The following is a 23701-nucleotide window of genomic DNA, read 5'->3' as shown; positions in this document are numbered from 1 at the left end:
ATTGCTTTGCTCCATTTAAAAATTCAAGACCCAAACTTGTTGGCTTAACCCGTAAATCGAGGTGTCATACAATAGGGACAATCTAACCATTCTGGTTGTAATTCCGCGCTACAAGTACGACAAGTTAGACCACTTTTGCGTTTAGCTTTTAATTCAGCCTCTAAACCAGTATCTGTAAATGTTACTCGTTCTACTTCTTCTAAAGTGGTAGTACCTTGACGGACTAAGTCCAAACTGTAAGCTAGTAAGGTTTTCATACCCTCTTCAACAGCCAATTCTTTAATCCGTTCTGTGGGTGCTGCTTTGTTGATGAGAGTTTGTAAGTTTTCAGTAATTCGCATCACCTCATAAACACCACAACGCCCTTTATAACCAATACCATGACATTTTGGGCAAATATTGGAGCTATGGCTGGGTATTTCTTCAGGTGGTATGGTATTAGCTTTATAGAAAGTCACAGAAGTCTCTTGAGAAGCTGATAAACCATAGCGAGCTAATTCTTGGCTAGTGGGAGTATAGGGAATCCGACATTCAGAACAAACACGACGGACTAGACGTTGTGCTAAAACACCAATCAGAGAACTGGAAATCATGAACGGTTCAATGCCCATTTCTCCTAAGCGAGCGATCGCCCCTGGTGCATCATTAGTGTGTAAAGTAGTTAATACCAAGTGACCTGTTAATGCGGCTTCAATTGCCGTTTTAGCTGTTTCCTTATCTCGTGTTTCCCCTACCAGTAACACATCTGGATCTTGACGCAAGAAAGCCCGCAATGCTGTAGAAAAATCTAATCCTTTTTCCCGAATTACCTGTACTTGAGTGATCCCTGGTAAACTATACTCAATCGGATCTTCTACGGTACTTATATTAATACCAGGATAATTCTTTTCTGATAGTGCCGAATACAATGAAGTGGTTTTACCAGAACCTGTGGGTCCTGTCACCAGAATCAACCCGAATGGCTTACTAACCATATCTTTGACCATATTTAAGGTTTCTGGATCAGAAATTAACTTATCCAAACCCAATTGGGTGGAAGAGTTATCTAAAATCCGTAAGACTACCTTTTCCCCGTACCGACTTGGTAGGGTATTTACCCGGAAATCCACCTTCCGTCCTTCAAATAACCGCCTAATACGTCCATCTTGAGGTAAACGTCTCTCAGCAATATCTAAGTTAGAGATAATTTTAAATCGGGCTGTTACTGCTGGGATGATTTTTTGAGGCATATTTTCAAAGGCCTCACGTAATACCCCATCTTTGCGGAAACGAACGCGAAGATATTCTTCTTGAGGTTCGATGTGAATATCGGAAACACCTTCATTTAGAGCTTTCAACAAGATACGATTGACAAGTTTAATGATTGGTGCATCTTCAGCACCCCTTACCGATGAAATCAGATCAACACCATCGTCAGAACTTTTATCTAATTCTAGAGTGCCTAAATTTTCTAAATCGGACTGAATATCATAGGTTTTTTGTTGATCTAATGTCTTTTGCTTTCGAGATTTTTCATCTAAGTATTGGTTAATGATTTGTTGGTAATCTGCCTGGGTAATTACCATACGCCGCCAGGACAAGCCTTGAAAACGAAATATTCGGTTTAGATCATCATAAGCTTCTAGGTGATCGGGATCAACCATCGCCACTACAACGTACGGCGGGTTTTGCTGATCATTTCTCGTCCAGGGGACTAACTGATACCGACGACAGATATCCACAGGAATAAGGGTTTCAATTAAACTTCCCACCTGTATTATGTTAATCTGCTGGACTTCTAGATCCAAAGCCTCAACGCCGTATAAAATTTTTAGTTCAAATAAATGTTGTTTTTTGTATGCTCTGACAAATTCCGGTGATAATTTTCGCCCAGTGATGGACTCTAATATTTCTGTCAGTTGTCGTCCCGATTTGCGGCTTTCGATCAGAGCCTGCTTCATCTGCTCATGATTGAGATAGCCAGATTGTATTAGTTTATTACCGAAAGGCGAAAACCCAGTCCTTGTAGTCAGTGCTGTACTATTTCCTTGTGGTGAAGAGTAAGTCATAAACAATTAGGTTAAGTAGCTAAATCTCGGATTTTAGTCACTATTTATCACATCATGATAATAGTGATAACCATAACATAATACAGCATAAGCAGCCACCTATCTAGGTTTTTAAAACTTTCTAGTCTATAGGGGTGGGTTGGTTTGAACCTGAAAATTATACAATTTTAATTGGCGACAGCTTATAATTTCGGTAGTTAAATTAGTGCTGTTAAAAGTATTTGGTATTGGGTTTGATGGGTAGAGTAGATAATAGTAAACGAAAATAAACAGGTAAACTATATAAGACTAAGTTTCCCTCCTACCATATTTTCTCATGAAAAGTGACTCCCCATCGGAAATTAACTCCAACCAATCTGACAGCAAGGTTACTGAGCAGGTCGTAAACCAAATGAATCAACATGAAGATACTCTTCTCACTGAAGATAGCGGCGACGCTGGTTCACAGCCCATTGAGATCAACACTGCGGCTTTCTCAGATTTGAACCAGCAAATTGAATCCCTTAAAGTTCAATTAGAAGAGCGCAGCACTCAATATATGCGGATCGCAGCGGATTTTGAGAATTACCGCAAGCGTACTAGCAAGGAAAAAGAGGAAATAGATTTACAGGTAAAGCGAAACACAATTACAGAATTATTACCTGTAGTTGACAATTTTGAGAGAGCGCGATCGCACCTCAAACCCCAAAGCGAAGGTGAAATGACAATTCATAAAAGTTATCAAGGGGTTTATAAACAATTAGTAGATTGTCTAAAACGTTTAGGTGTAGCGCCCATGCGTCCTGAAGGTCAACAATTTGACCCGAATTTACATGAAGCCGTGATGCGAGAAGCCACAAATGAACATCCAGAAGGAACAGTTTTAGAAGAGTTAGTTCGCGGCTATTATTTTGGCGATCGCGTACTCCGTCATGCAATGGTGAAAGTAGCTGCTCCCAAGGAAGATGTATCGTCTTCCCCAGAAGATCAGTCCACCGAAAATAACGGTTAGGTTGTAACACTCCATTCTATAAAACTTACCCCGGCTAAAAGCCGGAGGTTAATTAACAGTGGTCTAGAAGCTAACGATTACTACCAAGTATTGAGTTTTATTCATATCTAATGTTGGATCACCAGCTTGATATGTTCTTCTCATCGTTTTGAGATTTTGGTGCAAAATTTCATCAAGATTTGGGATGCTATGAAAGGTTGAGAACGGGAAAAAGTATCAATGGCAAAAGTTATTGGAATTGATTTAGGTACCACTAACAGTTGTGTGGCTGTTTTAGAAGCTGGCAAACCAATAGTAATCGCCAACTGTGAAGGTGGACGCACTACTGCCAGTATTGTTGCTTTTACTAAAAATAGAGATCGTCTAATCGGACAATCAGCAAAGCGACAATCCGTCACTAACTCAGAAAACACAATCTACAGCATTAAAAGATTCATTGGCCGCCGTTGGGAAGAAACAGAATTAGAGCGCGGTCGTGTTTCTTATAACTGTGTCCAAGGTAGAGATAATACCGTAGATGTGCAAATTCGCGGACAGAACTACACAGCCCAAGAAATATCAGCGATGATATTACAAAAGATCAAGGAAGATGCGGAAAACTTCCTAAACGACAAGGTAGAAAAAGCAGTAATTACCGTACCAGCATATTTTACAGATGCCCAAAGACAGGCCACAAAAGATGCCGGTACTATAGCAGGGTTAGAAGTATTAAGAATTATCAACGAACCCACCGCCGCCGCCCTAGCTTTTGGTTTAGACAAACAAGATCAAGAGCAGTTAATTTTAGTATTTGATCTGGGAGGAGGAACATTTGACGTATCCATACTCCAACTTGGGAGTGGAGTATTTGAAGTCAAAGCCACATCTGGTAATAATCACTTAGGAGGAGATGACTTTGATAATGCTATAGTCAGTTGGCTAGTGGAACAATTCCAGGTAGAAGAGAAAATAGATCTTACCCAAGACAAGATAGCAATGCAACGACTGCGAGAAGCAGCAGAAAAAGCTAAAGTTGAACTATCCAACATGATTAGCACCTCTATCAACCTACCATTTATTGCTGCTGATGCCACAGAACCAAAGCACCTGGAACTGGAACTCAGTCGCGCTCAATTTGAAGAACTGACCAAGCACCTAGTTAAGGATACTATTGAACCAATTCTCCAAGCCCTCAAAAGTGCCGACCTCAGCCCAGAAAGTATAGATAGAATTATTTTAGTAGGTGGTTCTACTCGTATTCCCGCTGTGCAAAAGGCATTAATTAAGTTTTTCAATGGTAAAGCCCTAGATCGTTCCGTTAACCCAGATGAAGCAGTAGCAATAGGTGCAGCTATCCAAGCAGGAGTTTTGGCGGGAGAAATAACTAGTCTGCTGCTTTTAGATGTTACACCGCTATCTTTAGGAATTGAAACACTAGGAGGAATATTCACAAAAATTATTGAAAGTAATACTACCATTCCCACAAGCAAATCCCGAGTATTTTCTACAGTTATTGATGGACAAAACTCCGTAGAAATTCATGTGCTGCAAGGAGAACGGGCAATGGTAAAAGATAATAAAACTCTGGGGAAGTTTTTTCTCAGTGGAATTCCTCCTGCTCCTCGTGGTATACCACAAATTGAAGTAGTTTTTGAAATTGATGTGAATGGCATCCTCAATGTTACAGCACAAGATAAAGGTACAGGGAAAAAACAAAGTATACGGATTGCTAATACAGGTGCCTTGAGTAGCAGCGAAGTTGAGCAAATGCGGAAACAAGCGGAGTTGTTTACTCAAGAAGACCAAAGACATAAAGAATTAGTGGACATCAAAAATCAAGCTGATAACTTGTTATTTAATCATACTACAATACTGTGGGATAACCGCAATTTACTTAATCAGGAACTGATAAACTTGCTCAATGAGAAAGCTGGTGAACTACAAATGGCAATGGACAACCCCCTTATTTCCATAATTCAGTTGAAAACACTTGTAGAAGATTTTAAAAAAACTCTCCTTTCTGTTGGTGCAGATATTTACGAACAGATTAGGTAGGTTGGCGTGAAAAATTGTCGTTATGGCGAGGGAACAGGGAACTCTTAACTGCGAACAGAAAAGAGGCTTCGGGCAACTTTACTTTTCGTTACATATTTCGGTTTTTTTCCGTTCACCTACTTAATAAAGGTGAATAGTGTCAGTAATTCAACTCCATTGGGAACACACATAGCACAAATGTAAATAAAAGTATAGGTTGGGTTTTCCACATCTCATGGTACGGCTAGTTCCCATGATCCGTGGGTGGGTTTTTCCACACCTGAGTAGCACAATGATAAAAGGTTAATCAAAATTAGCAGCAATAGTTAATAATTAATCATTAATTGAGTGCTATAATTTGATCAAAAATGGAAATTTGGCTGACATTGTCTGATAGACAAAATAGGTCAAAAACCAAAACCAAACCTAATCAAAAAAATAGGAAGTGCTTATAACCATCTTTGTTTACCTTCTTTCGTGTTGCTTTAAAAATCTAGATTTATGTACTTATGAGCAAACTTTAGCCAAAAAATACCAATAAGATTAATTATTAACAAAAATTAAAGTGTTACCTTAAACCTATTAGCTGCTATCCACGGCTTAAGCTACGCTATCGGTACTTTTGCTTCCTTATAACTTTTAACCCTGCTATATGGCCCGAGACTATTATGAAACCCTGGGTGTCTCTCGTGACGCCGACAAAGAAGAGATTAAACAGGCTTACCGCCGCCTAGCCCGAAAATATCACCCAGACGTTAACAAAGAATCTGGGGCTGAGGAGCGGTTTAAGGAAATCAACCGCGCCTATGAAGTACTGTCAGAACCAGAAGTTCGCGCTCGTTATGACCGCTTTGGTGAAGCTGGTGTTTCTGGGGCTGCTGGTGCTGGTTCTCCAGATGACATCAGTGGTTTTGCTGATATTTTTGAAAGCATTTTCAGCGGCTTTGGTGGCGCTCCAGGTGGACAAACTCAACAAAGACGGCGTAGCGGACCGGTGAGAGGTGATGATCTGCGCCTAGACCTGAAATTAGATTTTCGGGAAGCGATATTTGGCGGGGAAAAAGAAATCCGCATTTCCCACTTAGAAACCTGTGAAGTTTGTAATGGTTCGGGCGCTAAACCAGGAACTCGTCCCCGCACTTGTGGAACTTGTAGTGGTTCAGGTCAAGTTAGACGAGTCACAAGAACTCCATTTGGTAGTTTTACCCAAGTATCAACTTGTCCCACCTGTGATGGTACAGGAACAGTAGTTGAGGATAAATGTGATGCTTGTGGTGGTAAAGGCGCGAATCAGGTGACAAAGAAACTAAAAATCAATGTTCCCGCTGGGGTAGATAATGGCACGCGTTTAAGGATTTCCCAAGAAGGAGATGCGGGTCAACGGGGTGGACCACCTGGTGATTTATATGTCTACTTATTTGTCAATGAAGATCAAGAATTTCATCGGGATGGAATTAATATTATCTCGGAAATTAAAATTAGCTACCTACAAGCAATTTTAGGTTGTCGTTTAGAGGTAAGTACGGTAGATGGTCCAGTGGAGTTGGTAATTCCCCCAGGAACTCAACCAAATACGGTGATGAAATTAGAAAATCGTGGTGTCCCCCGTTTGGGTAATCCTGTGAGTCGTGGTGATCAAATGTTGACGGTGTTAATTGATATTCCCACGAAGATCCTCCCAGATGAACGGGAACTCCTGGAAAAACTGGCTAAAATTAAGGGGGATAGAACAGGTAAAGGTGGTTTAGAAGGATTCTTGGGAGGCTTGTTTAAGTCATGAGTGGGTCTTCTATATTAACCCCTGACGCTCAACTCGATTTACGTGGTACTCCTTGTCCCATTAATTTTGTGCGGACAAAACTGTATTTGGAAAAAATGCCCCCTGGTGGTTTACTGGAGGTCTGGTTAGATGCTGGTGAACCTATAGAACAAGTTCCTGATAGTCTGACTATGGCTGGTTATTTTGTAGAACAAATTACCGACTGTTCAGGCTATTTTTCTCTGGTTATTCGTCGTCCGGTTGTTACGGAATGACAAGGGAAATTGTTACTACTGGAAAGTTATTCGGTACGGTGTTGGCTGTACAGGCGAATTTTTACCGCGTACAAATGGATGAGTCAGTAATAGGATCTGATCCTTTGATTCTTCTCTGTACGCGGAGAACACGCCTGAAAAAAATTGGTCAACAGGTAATGGTGGGAGATCGTGTTATTGTTGAAGAACCAGATTGGGTTGGGGGACGAGGGGCTGTGGCTGAGGTTTTACCGCGTCATAGTCAATTAAATCGCCCAGCGATCGCTAATGTCAATCAAATTCTGCTGGTGTTTGCAGTTGCTGATCCTCCCTTAGAACCTGTACAATTAAGTAGATTTTTAATCAAAGCTGAGTCTACTGGTGTTGATGTACTACTATGTTTAAATAAGTGTGATCTAATTTCTTCCCTGGAAAAACAACAAATTAATGATCGTCTCCTGGCTTGGGGCTATCAACCTTTATTTATTAGCGTTCAGAATCACATTAATATCAATCAAATAGCCACATATTTGCAGGATAAAATTACTGTGATTGCAGGTCCTTCTGGTGTGGGAAAGTCCAGCTTGATTAATAGTTTGATTCCCGACGCTAACCTGCGGGTAGGGGAAGTTTCCGGTAAATTAGCTCGTGGTCGTCATACCACCCGTCATGTAGAATTATTTGAAATGCCGAAAGGTGGTTTATTAGCAGATACCCCCGGTTTTAATCAACCTGATTTAGATTGTAGTCCTGAAGAACTAATTCACTATTTCCCAGAAGCTAGAAAACGTCTGGCTGTTGCCCATTGCCGCTTTAGCAATTGTATACATAAAGATGAGCCTGATTGTGCTGTTAGTGGAGAATGGGAAAGATATCAGCATTATTTAGAATTTTTAGATGATGCGATCGCGCATCAAAACCAGATTAATCAACAATCTGACCCCGAATCTAGTTTAAAATTAATATCTAAAGGTAAAGGTCAGAGTCAGTACGAACCAAAACTAGAAAGTAAAAAATATCGTCGAGTTTCCCGGAAAACCCAATTACAAGATTTACAGGAATTATATCGAGAAAGTGAGGATTAATACTAATTGACACTCTCAGGGCTAAAGTCCATTTCTTGCTTTGTTGGGTTAAGCGACAGCACAACCCAACATAAGCGTTGGGTTTCATGCTTCAACCCAACCTACAAATCAAGGCTTTTTCTAATTTGGACAAGGTATTGCTTGAATGAACCGAATTTACTAACTATCCTGTAAATCCTTAAATCCTGGAAATCCTGATTCAGACAAAATGAAAAATCTGTGCTATAGTGAATCAAGACACCAAAACCAGATTTTTGTAGAAAAATATTTTCCGCCTAACGGCGGTGGGTTAAGAAGGGAAAAGAAAAAAAGAGAAGAGGGCAAAAGAGCAAGAGTGTAAAGGGCTACTAAGTCCTCGCCGCACCACTACATACAACCCGAAAACCAACATCGAGGCTGCTGAGGCCGAGGTTGTAGTAGCTGCGATAAGCAGAACGGCAATAAGCAGGAGTGTCGTACCACGAACCACCGCGCAGCAGCTTTGCGCTCCGGCTTGGACTTGTCAAAGCACTGCCATCTGTAGGCGCGTTTATATAATCATTTTTATAGTCATCTTGACACCATTCCCACACATTACCGTGCATATCGTACAAACCAAAAGAGTTAGGGGGAAAAGTTCCTACATCTGTGGTCTGCCGACGATATTTTCCTTTTGGTGCAGAAGCATAGGTATGATTACCATCATAATTTACCAAATCTGGAGTAATACTTTCACCAAAATAAAATGGTGTAGTAGTTCCGGCACGACAAGCATACTCCCATTCAGCCTCGCTGGGTAATCTGTAGTTTTTTCCTGTTTTTTGACTTAACTTTTTACAGAACTCAACCGCATTATTCCAACTAACTCCTTCAACAGGGCGGTTATCGCCTTTGAAGTTGGAAGGGTTTCTTCCCATGAAGTTGAAAGGGTTTCTTCGCATGATAGCTTGATATTGTGCCTGTGTCAATTCATATTTTCCCATGTAGAAACTGGGAACTGTAACTTGGTGTTGGGGACTTTCACTTGAGGATCTATTTTCTTCGCTTGTCGGTGAACCCATGATAAATGTTCCCCCTGGTATTTCCACCATGTCCAACGTCACACCATTTCCTAAGTCTTCTGTAAAGTATTTCGCGCTTGCGTTGCGTCGGTTGGTGATATTTCCCCGTGCGTCTGTGGTGACAACTTCAAAACTAAAGGTTTTAAGGTTATTGGAAGGTATTGGTGCTTGGGGTTTTGGTCGTTGGGGTTTTAAAGCTTTTTCTATTGCTGCTATTCTTTGCAAAATCACCTGAGTATTTTGAGGACGATCTTTATATAAACGCTGCATCATATCATCTAATAAATCTGCCAACATAGATGATATTTGTGGTGCATGATTCCGCCAATTTAATCTTTCATTATAGGAATCATACATGATTGGGTCAAGTGGTTCTTTACCCGTGAGTAAATAAACAAATGTCCGTCCTAAAGCAAAAAAATCAGATTGAGGTACAGCATTATGATTAATTTGTTCCGACGGTGTGTAACCTGCGGAAATTATTCCTGTGACACCACCTTGTTGTTTAAATACTGTAGATGTTACCTTCCTCACAGTCCCAAAATCAATTAATACCAATTCGGCTTTTTCAGACCGCAACATAATATTAGATGGTTTAATATCTCGATGAAAGAAGTCTTTATTATGTACCTGTTCTAAAATAATGATTAGATCTTTTAGCCATTCTATAGCTGTAGTTTGGTTAATAGGACGCAAACCACGTTTTTGCATATATTTTTCTAAATCTTCTCCCACAACTTTTTCCATTACCAAACAATGAATTGGATTTTGGCTATTGTAGGGATAATATTCAAAATAAGCGTCTAATTCTACATGAGGAATACCGGAATGATGGAGTTGACTTAAAACATCAGCTTCTTGTTTAAATAATTCTACAGCTTTAGGGTCGTTATTAATCAAGACTTTGAGAACTTTAGCCTGATTGGTTCTGACTTCGTTAATCTCATAAGTCACACCAAAGCCACCCCGTCCTAACTGACATTGTACCCGATAACGTTGTTGTAGCAAAACTTCCGAGCTACAGGCTTGACAAAAGATGGTATCATCTGGATTTTGTGGCTTTGGGCAGTTAGAATTGATGCACAGGCTCATAATCTTGGTAGTTAGCACGTTTATTCGATATTTTACCTTGATTTAAGGATTTGAGGTTTTGCCTGTGTAGACGCGGTTTATAACCGCCCGTTTAACTTCCGCGCAGCGGTGCTAGGCCAAAATATTTTTCTAATAACTATTAACTTAGCATTCATGACCAATGACCTATATAGTCTTAAAATATTCTTAATTTCCCCACACAGACTTTTTGTCTGTAACCTCCAAGTACCACACAGAAAAATATTATGGCTATAGGCTACGTCGCGCTTGTACTTCATGCACATCTACCCTTCGTTCGTCATCCGGGAAGTGACTACGTGCTAGAAGAGGAATGGCTTTATGAAGCGATTACAGAAACTTACATTCCCTTATTAAAAGTATTTGAAGGCTTAAAGCGAGATGGTGTTGATTTTAAACTCACCATGAGCATGACACCTCCCTTAGTGTCCATGCTTCGTGATCCTCTATTGCAAGAACGCTATGATGCTCATCTAGCCCAACTAGAAGAGCTTGTAGAATTAGAAGCCGAACGCAATATCCATAATGGTCATGTTCGTTATTTAGCGGAACATTATGCAACTGAGTTTAATGAAGCGCGGGAGTTATGGGAACGTTATCAAGGTGATTTAGTTACAGCATTTAAACAGTTCCAAGATAGTAATAACTTAGACATTATTACCTGTGGTGCTACCCATGGCTACTTACCACTAATGAAAATGTACCCCCAGGCTGTATGGGCGCAAATTCAGGTAGCTTGTGAACATTACGCGGAAACCTTCGGCCAAGCCCCCAAAGGGATTTGGTTGCCAGAATGTGCTTATTATGAGGGTGTAGAACGAATGCTGGCTGATGCTGGTTTACGTTATTTCCTCACAGATGGACATGGTATTTTATACGCTCGTCCCCGCCCACGTTTTGGTAGTTATGCCCCAATTTTTACAGAGACTGGTGTAGCAGCTTTTGGTCGAGATCATGAGTCTTCTCAGCAAGTATGGTCTTCTGAGGTGGGTTATCCTGGTGCAGCAGAATACCGGGAATTTTATAAAGATTTGGGTTGGGAAGCTGAATATGAATATATTAAGCCCTATATTATGCCCAATGGACAGCGGAAAAATACAGGTATTAAGTATCATAAAATCACTGGTCGAGGCTTGGGTCTTGCGGATAAAGCCCTCTATGATCCTTACTGGGCAAAGGAAAAGGCCGCAGAACACGCCGCTAATTTCATGTATAATCGTGAGCAGCAAGCTAAGAGTTTACACGGTATGATGGGTCGGCCACCAATTATCGTTTCTCCCTATGACGCGGAGTTATTTGGTCACTGGTGGTATGAGGGTCCTTGGTTTATTGATTATCTGTTCCGTAAGTCGTGGTATGATCAAAAAACTTATCAAATGACCCATTTGTCTGATTACTTACGTGCTAATCCTCAGCAGCAAGTATGTCGTCCTTCCCAGTCGAGTTGGGGCTTTAAGGGATTTCATGAATATTGGTTGAATGATACTAATGCTTGGGTTTACCCGCATTTACATAAAGCTGCGGAAAGGATGATTGAAATTTCCCAAATGGAAGCAGAAGATGAGTTACAATTAAAGGCGCTTAACCAAGCTGCGCGAGAATTGTTATTAGCACAATCTTCCGACTGGGCTTTTATCATGCGGACCGGAACAATGGTTCCCTATGCGGTGAGAAGAACTAGATCACATTTAATGCGTTTTAATAAATTGTATGCAGATGTGAAAGTGGGTAAAGTTGATAGTGGTTGGCTAGAAAAAGTCGAGTCCATAGATAATATTTTCCCCAATATTAACTATCGCGTTTATCGTCCTGTATTTTAATGGAGTCGTAGATCCTCGACTTTTTCTTCATGTCAGGTCTATGCCTAGAAAAGCAAAACCCCCAGTTATAATCCTGGGGGTTATTTTTATACACATCTTGTCAAGCTGCCATTAAATACTATTGAGGTAAATTACGGCTGTTGTAAGCATCTATGGCATAGGCTGGAGTGCGTTGGCTATAGTCTGTATCTAAGCCAGTAATAGATTTAGCTAAAGCTTCAAACTTATCAGAAGCCCAATTACGTTCGTGAATGGGCTTGCTTTGTTCACCCATGAAGTATGCTAAAGAACCAATAACAGAAGCTGCTACCCAACCAACAACCAATAGAGAGATTAAAATAGTCATTTGAGAACCTCGGTTTTTACTTTTTGTAACCTTATGTGAATAAATATAACAGATTATTAAGAAAGCTTGCAAATTGTTTTTTGGTGTGTATACCCGGCAAAGAGGTGAGGGAATCACTACTGTAATTATTTCGTAACAAAACACACTGATATAAAATTAGGAAGCCCTATTTAAGTTCTTGAATTTATAAATAGGTTGGCGTTAAAAATTGTCGTTATGGCGAGGGAACAGGGGATAGAAAAGAGGTTTTGGGCAACTTTACTTTTCGTTACATATTTACATATTTCGGTTTTTTTCCATTCACAATAGTATCGGGAATTAGATCAGCAACGATGTTACAATAACCCCGTTTGGTGCAAATGCCTTTTTGGAGTTGATTATGAATTTAGCAATCAAAAACCCATCCAAGCCATTAACAGATACAGAATTAAAGAGAATTAATGCTTACTGGCGTGCTGCCAACTATCTTTCGGTAGGACAAATATACCTGCTAGATAATCCATTACTGAGAGAACCACTTAAACAAGAACACGTTAAGCCCCGACTATTAGGACATTGGGGAACTACCCCAGGGCTAAATTTGATTTATGCCCACTTAAACCGAGTTATAAACAAATACGATATCAATGCAATTTACATAGCTGGACCCGGACATGGTGGACCGGGAATTGTCGCTAATACATACTTGGAAGGGACATATAGCGAATATTATCCCAATATCTCCCAAGACGAGGGAGGAATGCAAAAACTATTTAAGCAATTTTCCTTTCCTGGAGGTATTCCCAGTCACGTCGCTCCAGAAACCCCCGGTTCTATCCATGAAGGGGGAGAATTAGGATATGCTTTAGTTCATGCTTATGGGGCGGTATTTGATAACCCTGATTTGATAGTTGCGGCGGTTGTGGGTGACGGAGAAGCGGAAACCGGACCCTTAGCCACTAGTTGGCATTCTAACAAATTTATTAACCCTGTTACTGATGGTGCGGTTTTACCAATTTTGCACTTAAATGGTTATAAAATTGCCAACCCGACAGTATTAGCACGGATACCCCATGCAGAGCTAGAAAGCTTATTTATCGGCTATGGTTATAAACCATACTTTGTCGAAGGTGCAGATCCTGCGGAAGTTCACCAACAAATGGCAGCAGTATTAGATACAATTATTCCTGAGATCCAGGGTATTCAACGAGAAGCGCGGGTACATGGGTTTCAAAAAAGACCGCAATGGCCGATGATTGTTTTACGCACTCCTAAAGGTTGGACAGGTCCCAAGGAGGTAGACGGGAAGAAAACAGAAGATTATTGGCGATCGCACCAAGTGCCTTTTAGTGATATAGCTGGTAAACCGGAACATCTGCGACTATTAGAAGATTGGCTAAAAAGTTACAAACCTGAAGAACTTTTCGACACCAACGGTCAACTCATTCCCGAACTCGCAGAACTAGCACCCAAAGGTCAGCGTCGCATGGGAGACAACCCCCACGCTAACGGCGGAATTTTGCTGCGTGATTTGAAAATGCCTGATTTTAGCACCTATGCTGTAGAAGTAGCCAAACCAGGAACAATTAACGCTGAAGCTACTAAAGTTACGGGTAAGTTTCTGCGCGACGTAATGAAATTAAATGGAGATAGCCGCAATTTTCGCGTTTTTGGTCCTGACGAAACCGCATCGAATCGTTTAGATCCTTTATTTGAAGTGACAAACCGCACTTGGAATGCGGAAACTATCCCCGAAGATGACCATTTATCTCCCGACGGTCGAGTTATGGAAATCCTCAGCGAAACCAATTGTCAAGGATGGTTAGAAGGATATTTATTAACAGGTCGTCATGGTTTCTTCTCCTGTTACGAAGCTTTTATTCACATCGTTGATTCGATGTTCAACCAACACGCTAAATGGTTGAAAACAACTCGTCATATTACCTGGAGAAGACCAATTGCTTCTTTAAATTATCTTCTCACTTCTCATGTTTGGCGACAAGATCATAATGGTTTTTCTCACCAAGATCCTGGTTTTATTGATCATGTAGTTAACAAAAAATCAGAAATCATTCGCGTTTATCTTCCCCCAGATGCTAACACCTTATTATCAGTAACCGACCATTGTTTAAAAAGTCGTAATTATGTCAATGTGATTGTAGCAGGTAAACAACCCGCATTACAATATTTAGATATAGATTCAGCTATTAAACACACTACTAAAGGTTTAGGAATTTGGGAATGGGCGAGTAATGATCAAGATGGTGAACCAGATGTAGTTATGGCTTGTGCTGGGGATATTCCCACCTTGGAAACCTTAGCAGCAGTAGATATTTTAAGACAAAATTTCCCAGATTTAAAAGTGCGGGTTGTCAATGTTGTTGATTTAATGACTCTACAGCCACAAAGTGAACATCCTCACGGTTTAAGTAATAAAGACTTTGATACAATTTTCACAACTGACAAACCAGTTATCTTTGCATTCCATGGTTATCCTTGGTTAATTCATCGTCTCACCTATCGGCATACAAATCATCAGAATATTCATGTGCGTGGTTATAAAGAAGAGGGAACAACAAGCACACCTTTTGATATGGTGGTGATGAATGATTTAGATAGATTCCACTTGGTTATAGATATTATAGACCGTTTACCAAAATTAGGTTCTCAAGCAGCTTATGTAAAGCAAAAATTACAAGATAAGCTAATAGAACATAAACATTATATCAGGAAACACGGCGAAGATATGCCAGAAATCCGCGATTGGACTTGGCCGTATTAGAACGGAAAAAACTTTTTTCTTTGCTAATTAAGCCAAACTGATTTTATTACAGTCGATCGCTCCTTGTGCTAAAATGTGAGCGATCGCATATACAGAAGGTGCTAAGATATTACTGAACTTATAAAGCTATCTCAAGTACATCATTCCGAAAGAGTTTAAAAGAGAATGGCTACACCAAGTTATTATATATAAGGTATTGGTCAATTAATTGTGTATTCTTGTATTCTGTTTCGTTTACATTATTTTCCGTGGCTAGAACTCGTGAACCCTTGATTAGTTTAGCACTGTATCACGCCTTTAAGTGGTCGGTAGTTAGCCCCCTGTTACACGCATACTTTCGGGGCAAGATTTATGGGGCGGAAAATGTCCCCCAAACTGGTGCGGTTATCGTTGTCAGTAATCATGCTAGTTATTTTGACCCACCCATAATTTCAAATTGTGTTCGTCGTCCAATCGCTTACATGGCCAAAGAAGAATTATTTAAGGTTCCTGTTTTAGCACAATTAATTAAATTATACGGTGCTTATCCCGTAAGTCGTGGTAGTGCTGACCGGAATGCTATTCGTTCCGCCCTGGAATATTTAGAGAATGCTTGGGCTGTGGGTGTGTTTTTAGAAGGTACACGCACTCCCGATGGTCGCATAATTGACCCAAAAAGAGGTGCGGCACTCCTCGCCGCTAAGGCCAAAGCTCCTTTTTTGCCAGTAAGTTTATGGGGAAGTGAGCAGATTTTACAACCGGGTTCTTCCTTCCCCCGTCCCGTACCTTTGACTATTAGAATTGGTCAATTAATTGACGCTCCCAGTTCTACTAATAAGGAAGAATTGGAAAGAGTGACTCAAAAATGTGCTGCGGTAATCAATGAAATGCACGATTTGGGAAGATAAAGTCTAAAAAGAAGATGCACTTTTGGAGGTGATCCAGGATTGTAAAAAACTTCTTAAATTCTCCTTCTGATTCCTGTAAAGGCGGGTTTACCTCGCCCCTTCATTTCACCAAGGTAGTTGTTTTCAGTAGTCGGGAATTATTACAATACCTACATATTCAATTCAAAATTCTGAAAGCTAATGGGTGAGGAGGGAATCGAACCCGCAACCAATTGATTAAGAGTCAACTGCTCTACCGTTGAGCTACTCACCCGCTGATAAAGCTATAATATCAGACTTTTGACTTTTTCGCTAGTGTTCCAGTGAAAAAACTGGCTGGCTGGAATTTAACCTATCTTCCGCACCCTCAACTGTCACAATCGTTTTTTACTGCTTTTTATGATGATATGAGGCTGTATCATATACCGAGCATCAAGCAATTAACGGATACAGGATACCGGAAAGGCGTAATTTGTATCTAAAAACCAACAAAAAATTAAGTGATAATACTATGTAACACGCCAGGGCGCAGAATGTGAGCTAAAATAGTCAAGGATAGTCAGTGAAAATTGGGATTGAAGGGGTGAATTATATCCCATTCCTGATCAATTAGAGGGCTGTGGCTGATTTGGCGTTTTTTTCCAACTAATACCGGCAGCACCAATTGTAAGCAATATAATTCCCATAATTTGCAAAATATCTAGGGATTCTTGCAGCATTAAACCGGCGAAAATTACCGTAAAAATAGGTACTGTAGCTCCAAGTAAAGAAGAAAGAGGAGCGCCTAGTTTACGAATGCCAAAATTATTGAATAAGTAACCACACAAAGTCAAAACACCTAATATAAAAGCACTTAAAATCAGTTCGAGTACATTAGATGAGTTAATTGCTAAACCTAAATTAGTTGGTAAAGATATGATTAAGCAGATAAAACTTAATAACAACATGGTAGTAAAGTTAATTAGTGTCAAAGATACGGGATGTAGTTTGAGTTTAGTGGAGCATATTCTAGTAACAATGACGTAAATCGCAAATACTATCCCGGATAGAATGGCTGTAGCGCTTCCTAATGAGGTATTATTCACCCCTACAGACTGACTACCTAAAATTAACAATTCACCAGCGAAAATTGCCGCTATTGCACCAGTAATCAGTAAATTAGGACGCTCCTGAAACAAAAACCACGACAGAAAAACACTCATAACCGGATAGATAAAGAAAAGAGCGATCGCCATTCCCGTTGTCACTTCGCCAATAGCCAGATAAATAAGTACCTGCGATAAAAATAATAAGCAACCGCTAATTACTGATAAAAATAAAGCCTGTTTAGTTGTCTTTTGTCCGGCAATTGTTTTCCCCCGTAATGAAACAAATAAATTTTCTAGGTCTTGCCAAATAGGGGGATGTAATATAGGCGACAGCAATAACATTAATGGCACAACCACTAATAAACGTAGCATTAAAATTAAGAAAATATTACCTAATGTCGGTAAGATTAACTGCTGTGTTTGCAATCCTCCCAAGGAATTAGGACTTGTAAAGAAAATCGCTTTAATAGCCACGTTGTAAAGAGATGAAACCACTGTAGACAAAGAAATTAAGAAGAAACCCGTCTGTAACTGTGACCAGTTGGGAGATGTTCGGGATCTTAGTTGTTTTGGAGTTGTTTGTTGCTTAGGCGTTATTTCCCGTCTTAATTTTGGTGCGGGAGGTCTTCCTGTTGATAATTTATGAGTTAAGGTTGAATTAAGTTCGGTTGGGGTATCTGCTAGCGATGGTGCTGTTAATACCTTAGAAGTCAAGATAGCACCAAGTATGGCTTCACCACGCAGGTTATCAGAAGTTTTATCTTCGGGTGAAGTTGTTGATAAATCTGGATTTACAAAAGAATCGGGTTCAGGAGTTTTAGTTTCTGGCGACGTTGTTGATAAATCTGGATTTACAAAAGAATCGGGTTCAGGAGTTTTAGTTTCGGGTGGAGATAATATAGCGATTGTTGCTACTGATGTAGAATCACTCTCTGGTAATTCATGAGGAATCAAAGCAAGTGGTTCAATAATAATTTTTTTTGAGGATTTGTCCCCACTACCATTTTGATGAGTTATGGCTTCGTCACGCAGACTATCAGCCAATTGTAAAACTGTTGGTGCGCCTCCCGTTGCTATATTTGCTATATTAAGAGAGTTTGTGTCTCTATTTTTTTCTAGTTCATTTCGTAGTCTGTTAACAAACTCTGCTAATATCGTTTCTCCTTGCTGCTGTTGACTATACATCCGCGCCAACTGTTGAGAAAGATCACTTTGATAGTTTTTGAGCTCTTGTGATAGTGAACTAAAGGCATTAGTGACAGTATGATCAAGACTGTCTATCATGGTACTAACATTCTCTCCGATTTCATTAACTGCATTATTATTTAGTTGATCATTTTTAAGCGCAACCTGGCTAGAGAAGTCATGCTCTACGGCTTGGGTAGCTAAAGTTTTCAATGAGGATTGTAATTGGGAAGAGATGTGTTTAGCTAAAACCTCTGCTAACTGACGAATTAACACCTGCTGTTCAGTAATTTGTCGTGATTGCTGTAACTGTTCTTTTTCCGCAATTAATTTTTGAATATCGTGAGATAATCGGTTTTTTTCCCCTTCTAGCCGTTTTACATCTTCCTGTAACGTCCTCAAGAGATTTTGTTGAAGATTTTCTAAATCCTCAACTACATCCCACAGAGCATTTTCTGCGGCTCTGGATAGCTCACCTCTAATGCGTGGGTTTTCTGGTCGCTTCTCAAATCGCCCCATCAGTTTCTAGCCTCTAACACCTTGATGATTAAGTCGCTGCTCCGAATAACGAATCAACACTTATATTAAGTTTCCTTCATAAAATAGAGGAAACTGAACAATTTCACTGGATTTATAAATTTACTTAACCTATACAAGATTAGTACCTATCTTATGATTAGGGAATTATAGTTATGAACGCGCCAGCATCTGCTAGCTAAGAGAACATCTGAGAAGTTAAATTTATGTCTCTTTCTTCTTAATTATAGTGATTAATGGCCAGAAATTGTGCAAAAATCTTCTCTCTTTTCCAGAGGGTGTGGCAAAATTCAAGAATTTACAGGTGGGGGCTGAGGTCGAGGAGGAGGAATTTTCCTATTTATTACCCATTACCCATTACCTATTACCGACAGTGAAGATAATAGCGCTCAGGGCGGCGCTGATGGGGACTGTAATTAACCAGGCGGTGGCGATATTTTGGATAGTGGAAAGTTTGATAGCTTGAAGATTTTGTACCAGTCCAATACCCACAACTCCACCGACAAGGGCGTGGGAAGTGGAAACGGGTAAACCTAAACGGGAAGCTAGTAAAATTGTCATTGCTGTGGCCAGTTCGGCGCAAAATCCACTGCTAGGTTCTAAGGAAATAATATTTTCGCCAATGGTGGTGATAACTTTTTCACCCCAAACTGCTAAACCTGCCACAATTCCTACAGCACCTAAAAGCAGAATCCAAAGGGGAATAGTGAGTTGATGACTAGGGATTTTACCTTCTTGATTGATGTAGTAAATTACTGCTAGGGGAGCGATCGCATTACCAACATCGTTAGAACCGTGAGCAAACGCGACAAAGCAAGCACTGATAACTTGAAATTTGGCAAATAAACTTTGAATTTGATTGTCAATTTCAGTATTTACTAATTGTCGCCAACTGATCAAAGTCAGAGCTATTACAGCTATTCCAGTGATGAATAGGGTAATGTCCTGAGGGGGAATATTCAATTTTCCCTCTGTGAGTAAAAACTGGCTCAAAGGTTGCGTGATTGTGGGGATAACAATAATACCAAATACACTCAATAGCAATGCACTTAACCAGGGAATCCATTCCTGTAACTGGGACAGGGGATGAAGTTGGTTAAAAATCCAGTGTTGAATTAGACTATATAAACCAGCGGAGATTGTACCACTAATTATGGGTGTTAAAATCCAGCCAATGGTAATTAAACCGATAGACGACCAATCTATCGCCCCTATTCCTAATGATACCCAAATAAAGCCAGCGATCGCCCCGACAATGGCATGAGACGACGATATAGGTAAACCCCTGGATGTGGCAACTTGTAGCCATATTCCACTGCTGAGGAGTACCGACATCATTCCCATGACTAAAGTTTGTGGTGTAGTAGCAAACAAGGCTGGATTAGCAATTTTTGTTCCCAGGGTAGATGTTACCTCTTGTCCAAATAAGACAGCACCAAGAAACTCTAACGCTCCAGCCATAATGATTGCCTGTTTGAGTGTAATCGCCTTAGAACCGACAGAAGTTCCCATGGCATTAGCGACATCATTTGCACCCAAATTCCAGGCGACGTAGAAGGTTAAGAGGGTGACTATCACAAGTATTGCCATAAAATAAACCATTCGCACCTGCTAACAGGTAAAGAAAGATTGTGATGAATGATTTATATTTTCCATGTTTTTGGCTGTAAAAATTCGGGCGAGTTGGTAGGCTAGGCAAAATGGTTCACAAAATAGCTTGAAAACTGATTAACGCCCAAATATTGAACCATGACTACGTCACCCTATCAGAAATGTTTGAGTAATTACCGGATGTTTTGATAGGATATTGAACAATTTTCGAGGGATGAAGTGCTCTAACCGTCTATGTTTTTAGCAGAGGAATTGAAATACTCATAGCTTGCGTAGTGACCCAGCAGCCATGGGACTGATAAAAGATATAGTGCATATAGTGCTTGTAACTATCTATATCTGATGCCAGTGAAAGGAAAACCTTGAACAATAGAATTCAATAAGTGTAGTGCTGTAACTGTCTATGTCATCTCAATACAAGAAGTAGCAGGTAGAAATTGAAATATCCGATTGAATTCCTGGCAACAGTGCTTCGCTATCGTTGGCAGTTATTAAGCTCCAACTAACTGTTAAATAACAAAACTGACAATACCTAAAGTTACCCTTCTAAGCCTCTGCGACCACTACCTCGATGAGGATTGGGCGTTTCTGGTTGATTGGGGCTAGGTTTAGAGTTATCAGCCAGATTGAACTTGGTTTCACCAAGGGTGAAACTCTGGTAATCAGACTTGAGCCTAGACAGAACGGAAAAATCAGTCTGTACTGCTTCGCAGTTAAAAGCTAAGGAGCCAAATACCAGACTCGATACTAAAAGTGAAATGGCAGCACGCATAGTAGATGTCTATTTTAGAACTCTCTACTTCACTAATGCTTAATATTTATATGTCTGTCCGGAAAATTTGAGAAAAAGTATTGTATTTTACTGAATAAAAGTTAATTTTATACTTCTTCAAGATGCTCAACGAGCAACCAATTCCCGGACGAATTTGGCCGTCCCCAGACTTTGAGTATTTTTTCTGATGGAAAAGCTTGTAATTGCTGGTCTATATGCGATCGCAATGCCACAAGTTGCCAATTTGTTGTAGTTAAATTGGTTTCTCTTGTAATATTAAATTGGTAGTTTTGCTGATCCAGCCGTTGAAATTTCCCTGTAAAGCAATTGAGGTTTAATTTGTTATCAGTCTGGTCAAAAATACAAGGACAGTTACCATCGGTAGGATAAGCTTCTGGATTGTGCAAATAATAAGTTTGCCAGTGCAACCAATCAGGATGATTAGTGGATAAGTTAAACAAGGGAACAATGATTCCGGGTGCATAGTTATCTGTCAATAATGCAGCCTGTAAACTCTTCACGGGTAAATCTCTGGGCTGACAGCCTAGCACAACACTCATAGCAGCAGCCATACCCGCTGCTTGACCAATACCCATGACCACAGGTTGGAGTCTAGTGGCCCCATTAGCAATATGGGAAACGGAAATGTTTTTTTCGCAAACCAGAAAACCATCTGTAGCGGCGGGAATGAGCGCGGAATAGGGGATAGTAAAGGGTGTTCCTGTCCATCTTCCACCCCAACGAATAGATTTAGGTTGCAGTGAAAACTCAACATTAGGATAATGATGATCATTGGCATAGTTACCGACAGCAATCGCATCATGAAATGGCTTGGCGGTTTGACCGTTCGCTAAGGGCAAAATATCTTGTTCACAAACGGTTGTTAAACCTACTAAGCGACGACTTTCCCGATAATAGGGATGGAGGGCAAAAGCGGAGTTAGGATGAGGAAAAAGTTTTACAGCTAATCCGTAACGCCTACCAACCTGAGTTTGAATGAAGTGAGCGAAATTCTGACTGTGCCAAAAACATTCTCGCATAAATTCGCGCTTTTTTAGCGCCGCATCTAGCAAGCGATTGGCATTTTGGCAGTAGTCGTTGCCCGCAATAGGCCAATTAATCATAAATCTATCTGCCGGCAAGCGTCCATAGTTCAAAAATTTTTCTGAACCATAGTCATCCCAAGCCCCTGTAAACTGGGATGGATCATAGTTAGGGGCTGGAAGAATTTCTGGGGAGGTATTTTCTCCAAAATCTTGCATTACCACTACCCAAGTGGGTGCTTGCACTGGATAGGTTTGGGTCAGGGAGTTAAAATTTGCTGGTGCGCTGGGTTCTCCCCATTGTGATTGTAATTCCCAACCCCAACGATAAGGTATTTCTGCTAAAGCTAATAAATCTCCTAATTCTGTAGCGTCCAGAATTATTTTGGCGTTAACGGTCAAGTCTGCAAAGCGTACACCTGTGATACAGTCTTTTGTTCGCAAAACCTCTAAAGGCACTTTTCCCGAAATCCATTGGAGATTAGGTAATTCTCGCACCCAGTCGGCAAATATTTCTGCTCCTATACGCGGATCATAACTAAAAAAGCTGACCCAACTATGATCTAATCCTCCTGGTTGTCTACGTTGCAATTCTTGTAAAAAAGCACCCCATAAACCTGTTTGAAAGGCTTCTAATTCGTTTCCGTCAGGTGCTGATACACCCGCAGAGGTAAGCATTCCTCCTAACCAGGGAAATTCACTCACTAGGATAGTTTTTACACCTTTTCGTGCTGCTTGGATAGCGGCCGCAGTTCCACCGGTTCCACCACCAACTACTAAAACATCGGTTGTATAAATTTGATTCATAACAAATACATGGATTGTTGATATCTGATGCACCCTAAATTAGTACAAAATACAACATCAATATCAATCATGGATAAAAATCCGAAAAAACCGATTGTGAGGGGGCGCGGAATGTGGGTTATATACTAACGTAAGTTGTTAGTTAGGGAAAATGTCTGGGTCATGATGTCCAGGATTAAAGGATTTACAGGATTAAAACGGAAAATTCCTCACCAATGACCCATTAACCATTACTAGCCTCAACCAGATAACCAGCAACTTGAGTTACTATTAAATAGTGATTGCTTCCCTATCTCTCGGCGATAGCTGCGCTCGTCGAAGGCATCCCTTGTGCTAGTTGCATAAGTTCTGGGAAATTAAAGCTATGATTCTAGAATTTACTGTAGAGGCTAATTAACAGTAACTCAAAAGCTAACAATTAATAACAATTAACTACTTATGCTTCCTATGCAAAGTCACACCTCTATGGTAACAATATTGGAATTTTGTTGTAAAATATCTTCATGCTACTAGGATTCAAGACAGAACTCAAGGTAAACAAGCAACAAAAACTACTACTGGCACA

The 23701-nt window shown here is 40.2% G+C and carries 14 protein-coding genes, 1 tRNA gene and 1 pseudogene; 8 read left to right on the top strand and 8 right to left on the bottom strand.

The window, feature by feature from the left end:
- Positions 1 to 44: 44 nt before the first annotated feature.
- A complete protein-coding gene (locus H6G25_RS02255) occupies positions 45 to 2048 on the bottom strand; it encodes a GspE/PulE family protein (protein WP_190391107.1) in 2004 nt (667 codons plus the stop codon).
- 316 nt (positions 2049 to 2364) lie between these two features.
- Between H6G25_RS02255 and grpE the strand changes: the two genes are divergently transcribed.
- The 5 genes and pseudogenes from grpE (at position 2365) to rsgA (ending at position 8150) form a co-directional block, all read left to right on the top strand.
- Positions 2365 to 3039 (top strand): nucleotide exchange factor GrpE, encoded by a 675-nt coding sequence (gene grpE / locus H6G25_RS02250; protein ID WP_190391106.1) that lies wholly within the window; start codon positions 2365 to 2367, stop codon positions 3037 to 3039.
- Positions 3040 to 3258: 219 nt separating this feature from the next.
- Positions 3259 to 5064, top strand: a pseudogene (gene dnaK / locus H6G25_RS02245) (molecular chaperone DnaK); the annotation flags it as partial.
- A gap of 640 nt (positions 5065 to 5704) precedes the next feature.
- Positions 5705 to 6832 carry a molecular chaperone DnaJ gene (gene dnaJ, locus H6G25_RS02240; RefSeq protein ID WP_190391104.1) on the top strand — a complete coding sequence of 376 codons (1128 nt, stop codon included), beginning with the start codon at positions 5705 to 5707 and terminating at the stop codon, positions 6830 to 6832.
- Positions 6829 to 7086, top strand: a complete 258-nt coding sequence (locus H6G25_RS02235; protein WP_028091637.1) for a sulfurtransferase TusA family protein — start codon at positions 6829 to 6831, stop codon at positions 7084 to 7086. Before dnaJ ends, H6G25_RS02235 begins: the two co-directional genes overlap by 4 nt.
- Positions 7083 to 8150, top strand: a complete 1068-nt coding sequence (rsgA, locus tag H6G25_RS02230) for a small ribosomal subunit biogenesis GTPase RsgA (RefSeq protein ID WP_190391103.1) — start codon at positions 7083 to 7085, stop codon at positions 8148 to 8150. The genes H6G25_RS02235 and rsgA overlap by 4 nt, the downstream gene beginning before the upstream one ends.
- Positions 8151 to 8497: 347 nt before the next feature.
- Here the strand turns inward: rsgA and H6G25_RS02225 are convergent, their stop codons facing one another.
- Positions 8498 to 10282: a bifunctional serine/threonine-protein kinase/formylglycine-generating enzyme family protein gene (locus tag H6G25_RS02225; RefSeq protein WP_190391102.1), complete on the bottom strand. Its 1785-nt coding sequence runs from the start codon at positions 10280 to 10282 to the stop codon at positions 8498 to 8500.
- Positions 10283 to 10527: 245 nt separating this feature from the next.
- Here H6G25_RS02225 and H6G25_RS02220 point away from each other — a divergent pair, with 245 nt between their 5' ends.
- Positions 10528 to 12120: a glycoside hydrolase family 57 protein gene (locus H6G25_RS02220; RefSeq protein WP_190391101.1), complete on the top strand. Its 1593-nt coding sequence runs from the start codon at positions 10528 to 10530 to the stop codon at positions 12118 to 12120.
- Positions 12121 to 12238: 118 nt separating this feature from the next.
- On the opposite strand, the gene H6G25_RS02215 is transcribed toward H6G25_RS02220, so the two are convergent.
- The gene (locus tag H6G25_RS02215) at positions 12239 to 12466 is read right to left on the bottom strand and encodes a hypothetical protein (protein ID WP_028089513.1); all 228 of its coding nucleotides are present in this window, start codon (positions 12464 to 12466) and stop codon (positions 12239 to 12241) included.
- Positions 12467 to 12845: 379 nt separating this feature from the next.
- Here H6G25_RS02215 and H6G25_RS02210 point away from each other — a divergent pair, with 379 nt between their 5' ends.
- Both H6G25_RS02210 and H6G25_RS02205 read left to right on the top strand, forming a co-directional pair.
- Positions 12846 to 15227 (top strand): phosphoketolase family protein, encoded by a 2382-nt coding sequence (locus tag H6G25_RS02210; protein WP_190391100.1) that lies wholly within the window; start codon positions 12846 to 12848, stop codon positions 15225 to 15227.
- 248 nt (positions 15228 to 15475) lie between these two features.
- Entirely contained in the window at positions 15476 to 16114 is a 639-nt protein-coding gene (locus H6G25_RS02205) for a 1-acylglycerol-3-phosphate O-acyltransferase (RefSeq protein WP_190391099.1), read from the top strand.
- A gap of 181 nt (positions 16115 to 16295) precedes the next feature.
- On the opposite strand, the gene H6G25_RS02200 is transcribed toward H6G25_RS02205, so the two are convergent.
- From H6G25_RS02200 to H6G25_RS02180, 5 genes are all read right to left on the bottom strand, one after another.
- Positions 16296 to 16367: transfer RNA gene (locus H6G25_RS02200), tRNA-Lys, on the bottom strand.
- A gap of 331 nt (positions 16368 to 16698) precedes the next feature.
- Positions 16699 to 18885 (bottom strand): DMT family transporter, encoded by a 2187-nt coding sequence (locus tag H6G25_RS02195; protein ID WP_190391098.1) that lies wholly within the window; start codon positions 18883 to 18885, stop codon positions 16699 to 16701.
- A gap of 375 nt (positions 18886 to 19260) precedes the next feature.
- Entirely contained in the window at positions 19261 to 20493 is a 1233-nt protein-coding gene (locus H6G25_RS02190) for an inorganic phosphate transporter (protein ID WP_190391097.1), read from the bottom strand.
- A gap of 559 nt (positions 20494 to 21052) precedes the next feature.
- A complete protein-coding gene (locus H6G25_RS02185) occupies positions 21053 to 21286 on the bottom strand; it encodes a hypothetical protein (protein WP_190391096.1) in 234 nt (77 codons plus the stop codon).
- A gap of 107 nt (positions 21287 to 21393) precedes the next feature.
- Positions 21394 to 23136, bottom strand: coding sequence for an FAD-dependent oxidoreductase (locus H6G25_RS02180; RefSeq protein ID WP_190391095.1), 1743 nt, complete (start codon positions 23134 to 23136; stop codon positions 21394 to 21396).
- Positions 23137 to 23701 lie beyond the last annotated feature (565 nt).

This window comes from Dolichospermum sp. FACHB-1091 (assembly GCF_014697585.1).
In the GTDB taxonomy this organism is placed as follows: domain Bacteria; phylum Cyanobacteriota; class Cyanobacteriia; order Cyanobacteriales; family Nostocaceae; genus Dolichospermum.
This window is presented reverse-complemented; position numbering and strand designations above follow the sequence as displayed.

Excerpts from the sequence above, each read along its gene's own strand:
- H6G25_RS02255 (WP_190391107.1), bottom strand. The coding sequence starts at position 2,048 with ATGACTTACTCTTCACCACAAGGAAATAGTACAGCACTGACTACAAGG.
- grpE (WP_190391106.1), top strand. The coding sequence starts at position 2,365 with ATGAAAAGTGACTCCCCATCGGAAATTAACTCCAACCAATCTGACAGC.
- dnaJ (WP_190391104.1), top strand. The coding sequence starts at position 5,705 with ATGGCCCGAGACTATTATGAAACCCTGGGTGTCTCTCGTGACGCCGAC.
- H6G25_RS02235 (WP_028091637.1), top strand. The coding sequence starts at position 6,829 with ATGAGTGGGTCTTCTATATTAACCCCTGACGCTCAACTCGATTTACGT.
- rsgA (WP_190391103.1), top strand. The coding sequence starts at position 7,083 with ATGACAAGGGAAATTGTTACTACTGGAAAGTTATTCGGTACGGTGTTG.
- H6G25_RS02225 (WP_190391102.1), bottom strand. The coding sequence starts at position 10,282 with ATGAGCCTGTGCATCAATTCTAACTGCCCAAAGCCACAAAATCCAGAT.
- H6G25_RS02220 (WP_190391101.1), top strand. The coding sequence starts at position 10,528 with ATGGCTATAGGCTACGTCGCGCTTGTACTTCATGCACATCTACCCTTC.
- H6G25_RS02215 (WP_028089513.1), bottom strand. The coding sequence starts at position 12,466 with ATGACTATTTTAATCTCTCTATTGGTTGTTGGTTGGGTAGCAGCTTCT.
- H6G25_RS02210 (WP_190391100.1), top strand. The coding sequence starts at position 12,846 with ATGAATTTAGCAATCAAAAACCCATCCAAGCCATTAACAGATACAGAA.
- H6G25_RS02195 (WP_190391098.1), bottom strand. The coding sequence starts at position 18,885 with ATGGGGCGATTTGAGAAGCGACCAGAAAACCCACGCATTAGAGGTGAG.
- H6G25_RS02190 (WP_190391097.1), bottom strand. The coding sequence starts at position 20,493 with ATGGCAATACTTGTGATAGTCACCCTCTTAACCTTCTACGTCGCCTGG.
- H6G25_RS02185 (WP_190391096.1), bottom strand. The coding sequence starts at position 21,286 with ATGCGTGCTGCCATTTCACTTTTAGTATCGAGTCTGGTATTTGGCTCC.
- H6G25_RS02180 (WP_190391095.1), bottom strand. The coding sequence starts at position 23,136 with ATGAATCAAATTTATACAACCGATGTTTTAGTAGTTGGTGGTGGAACC.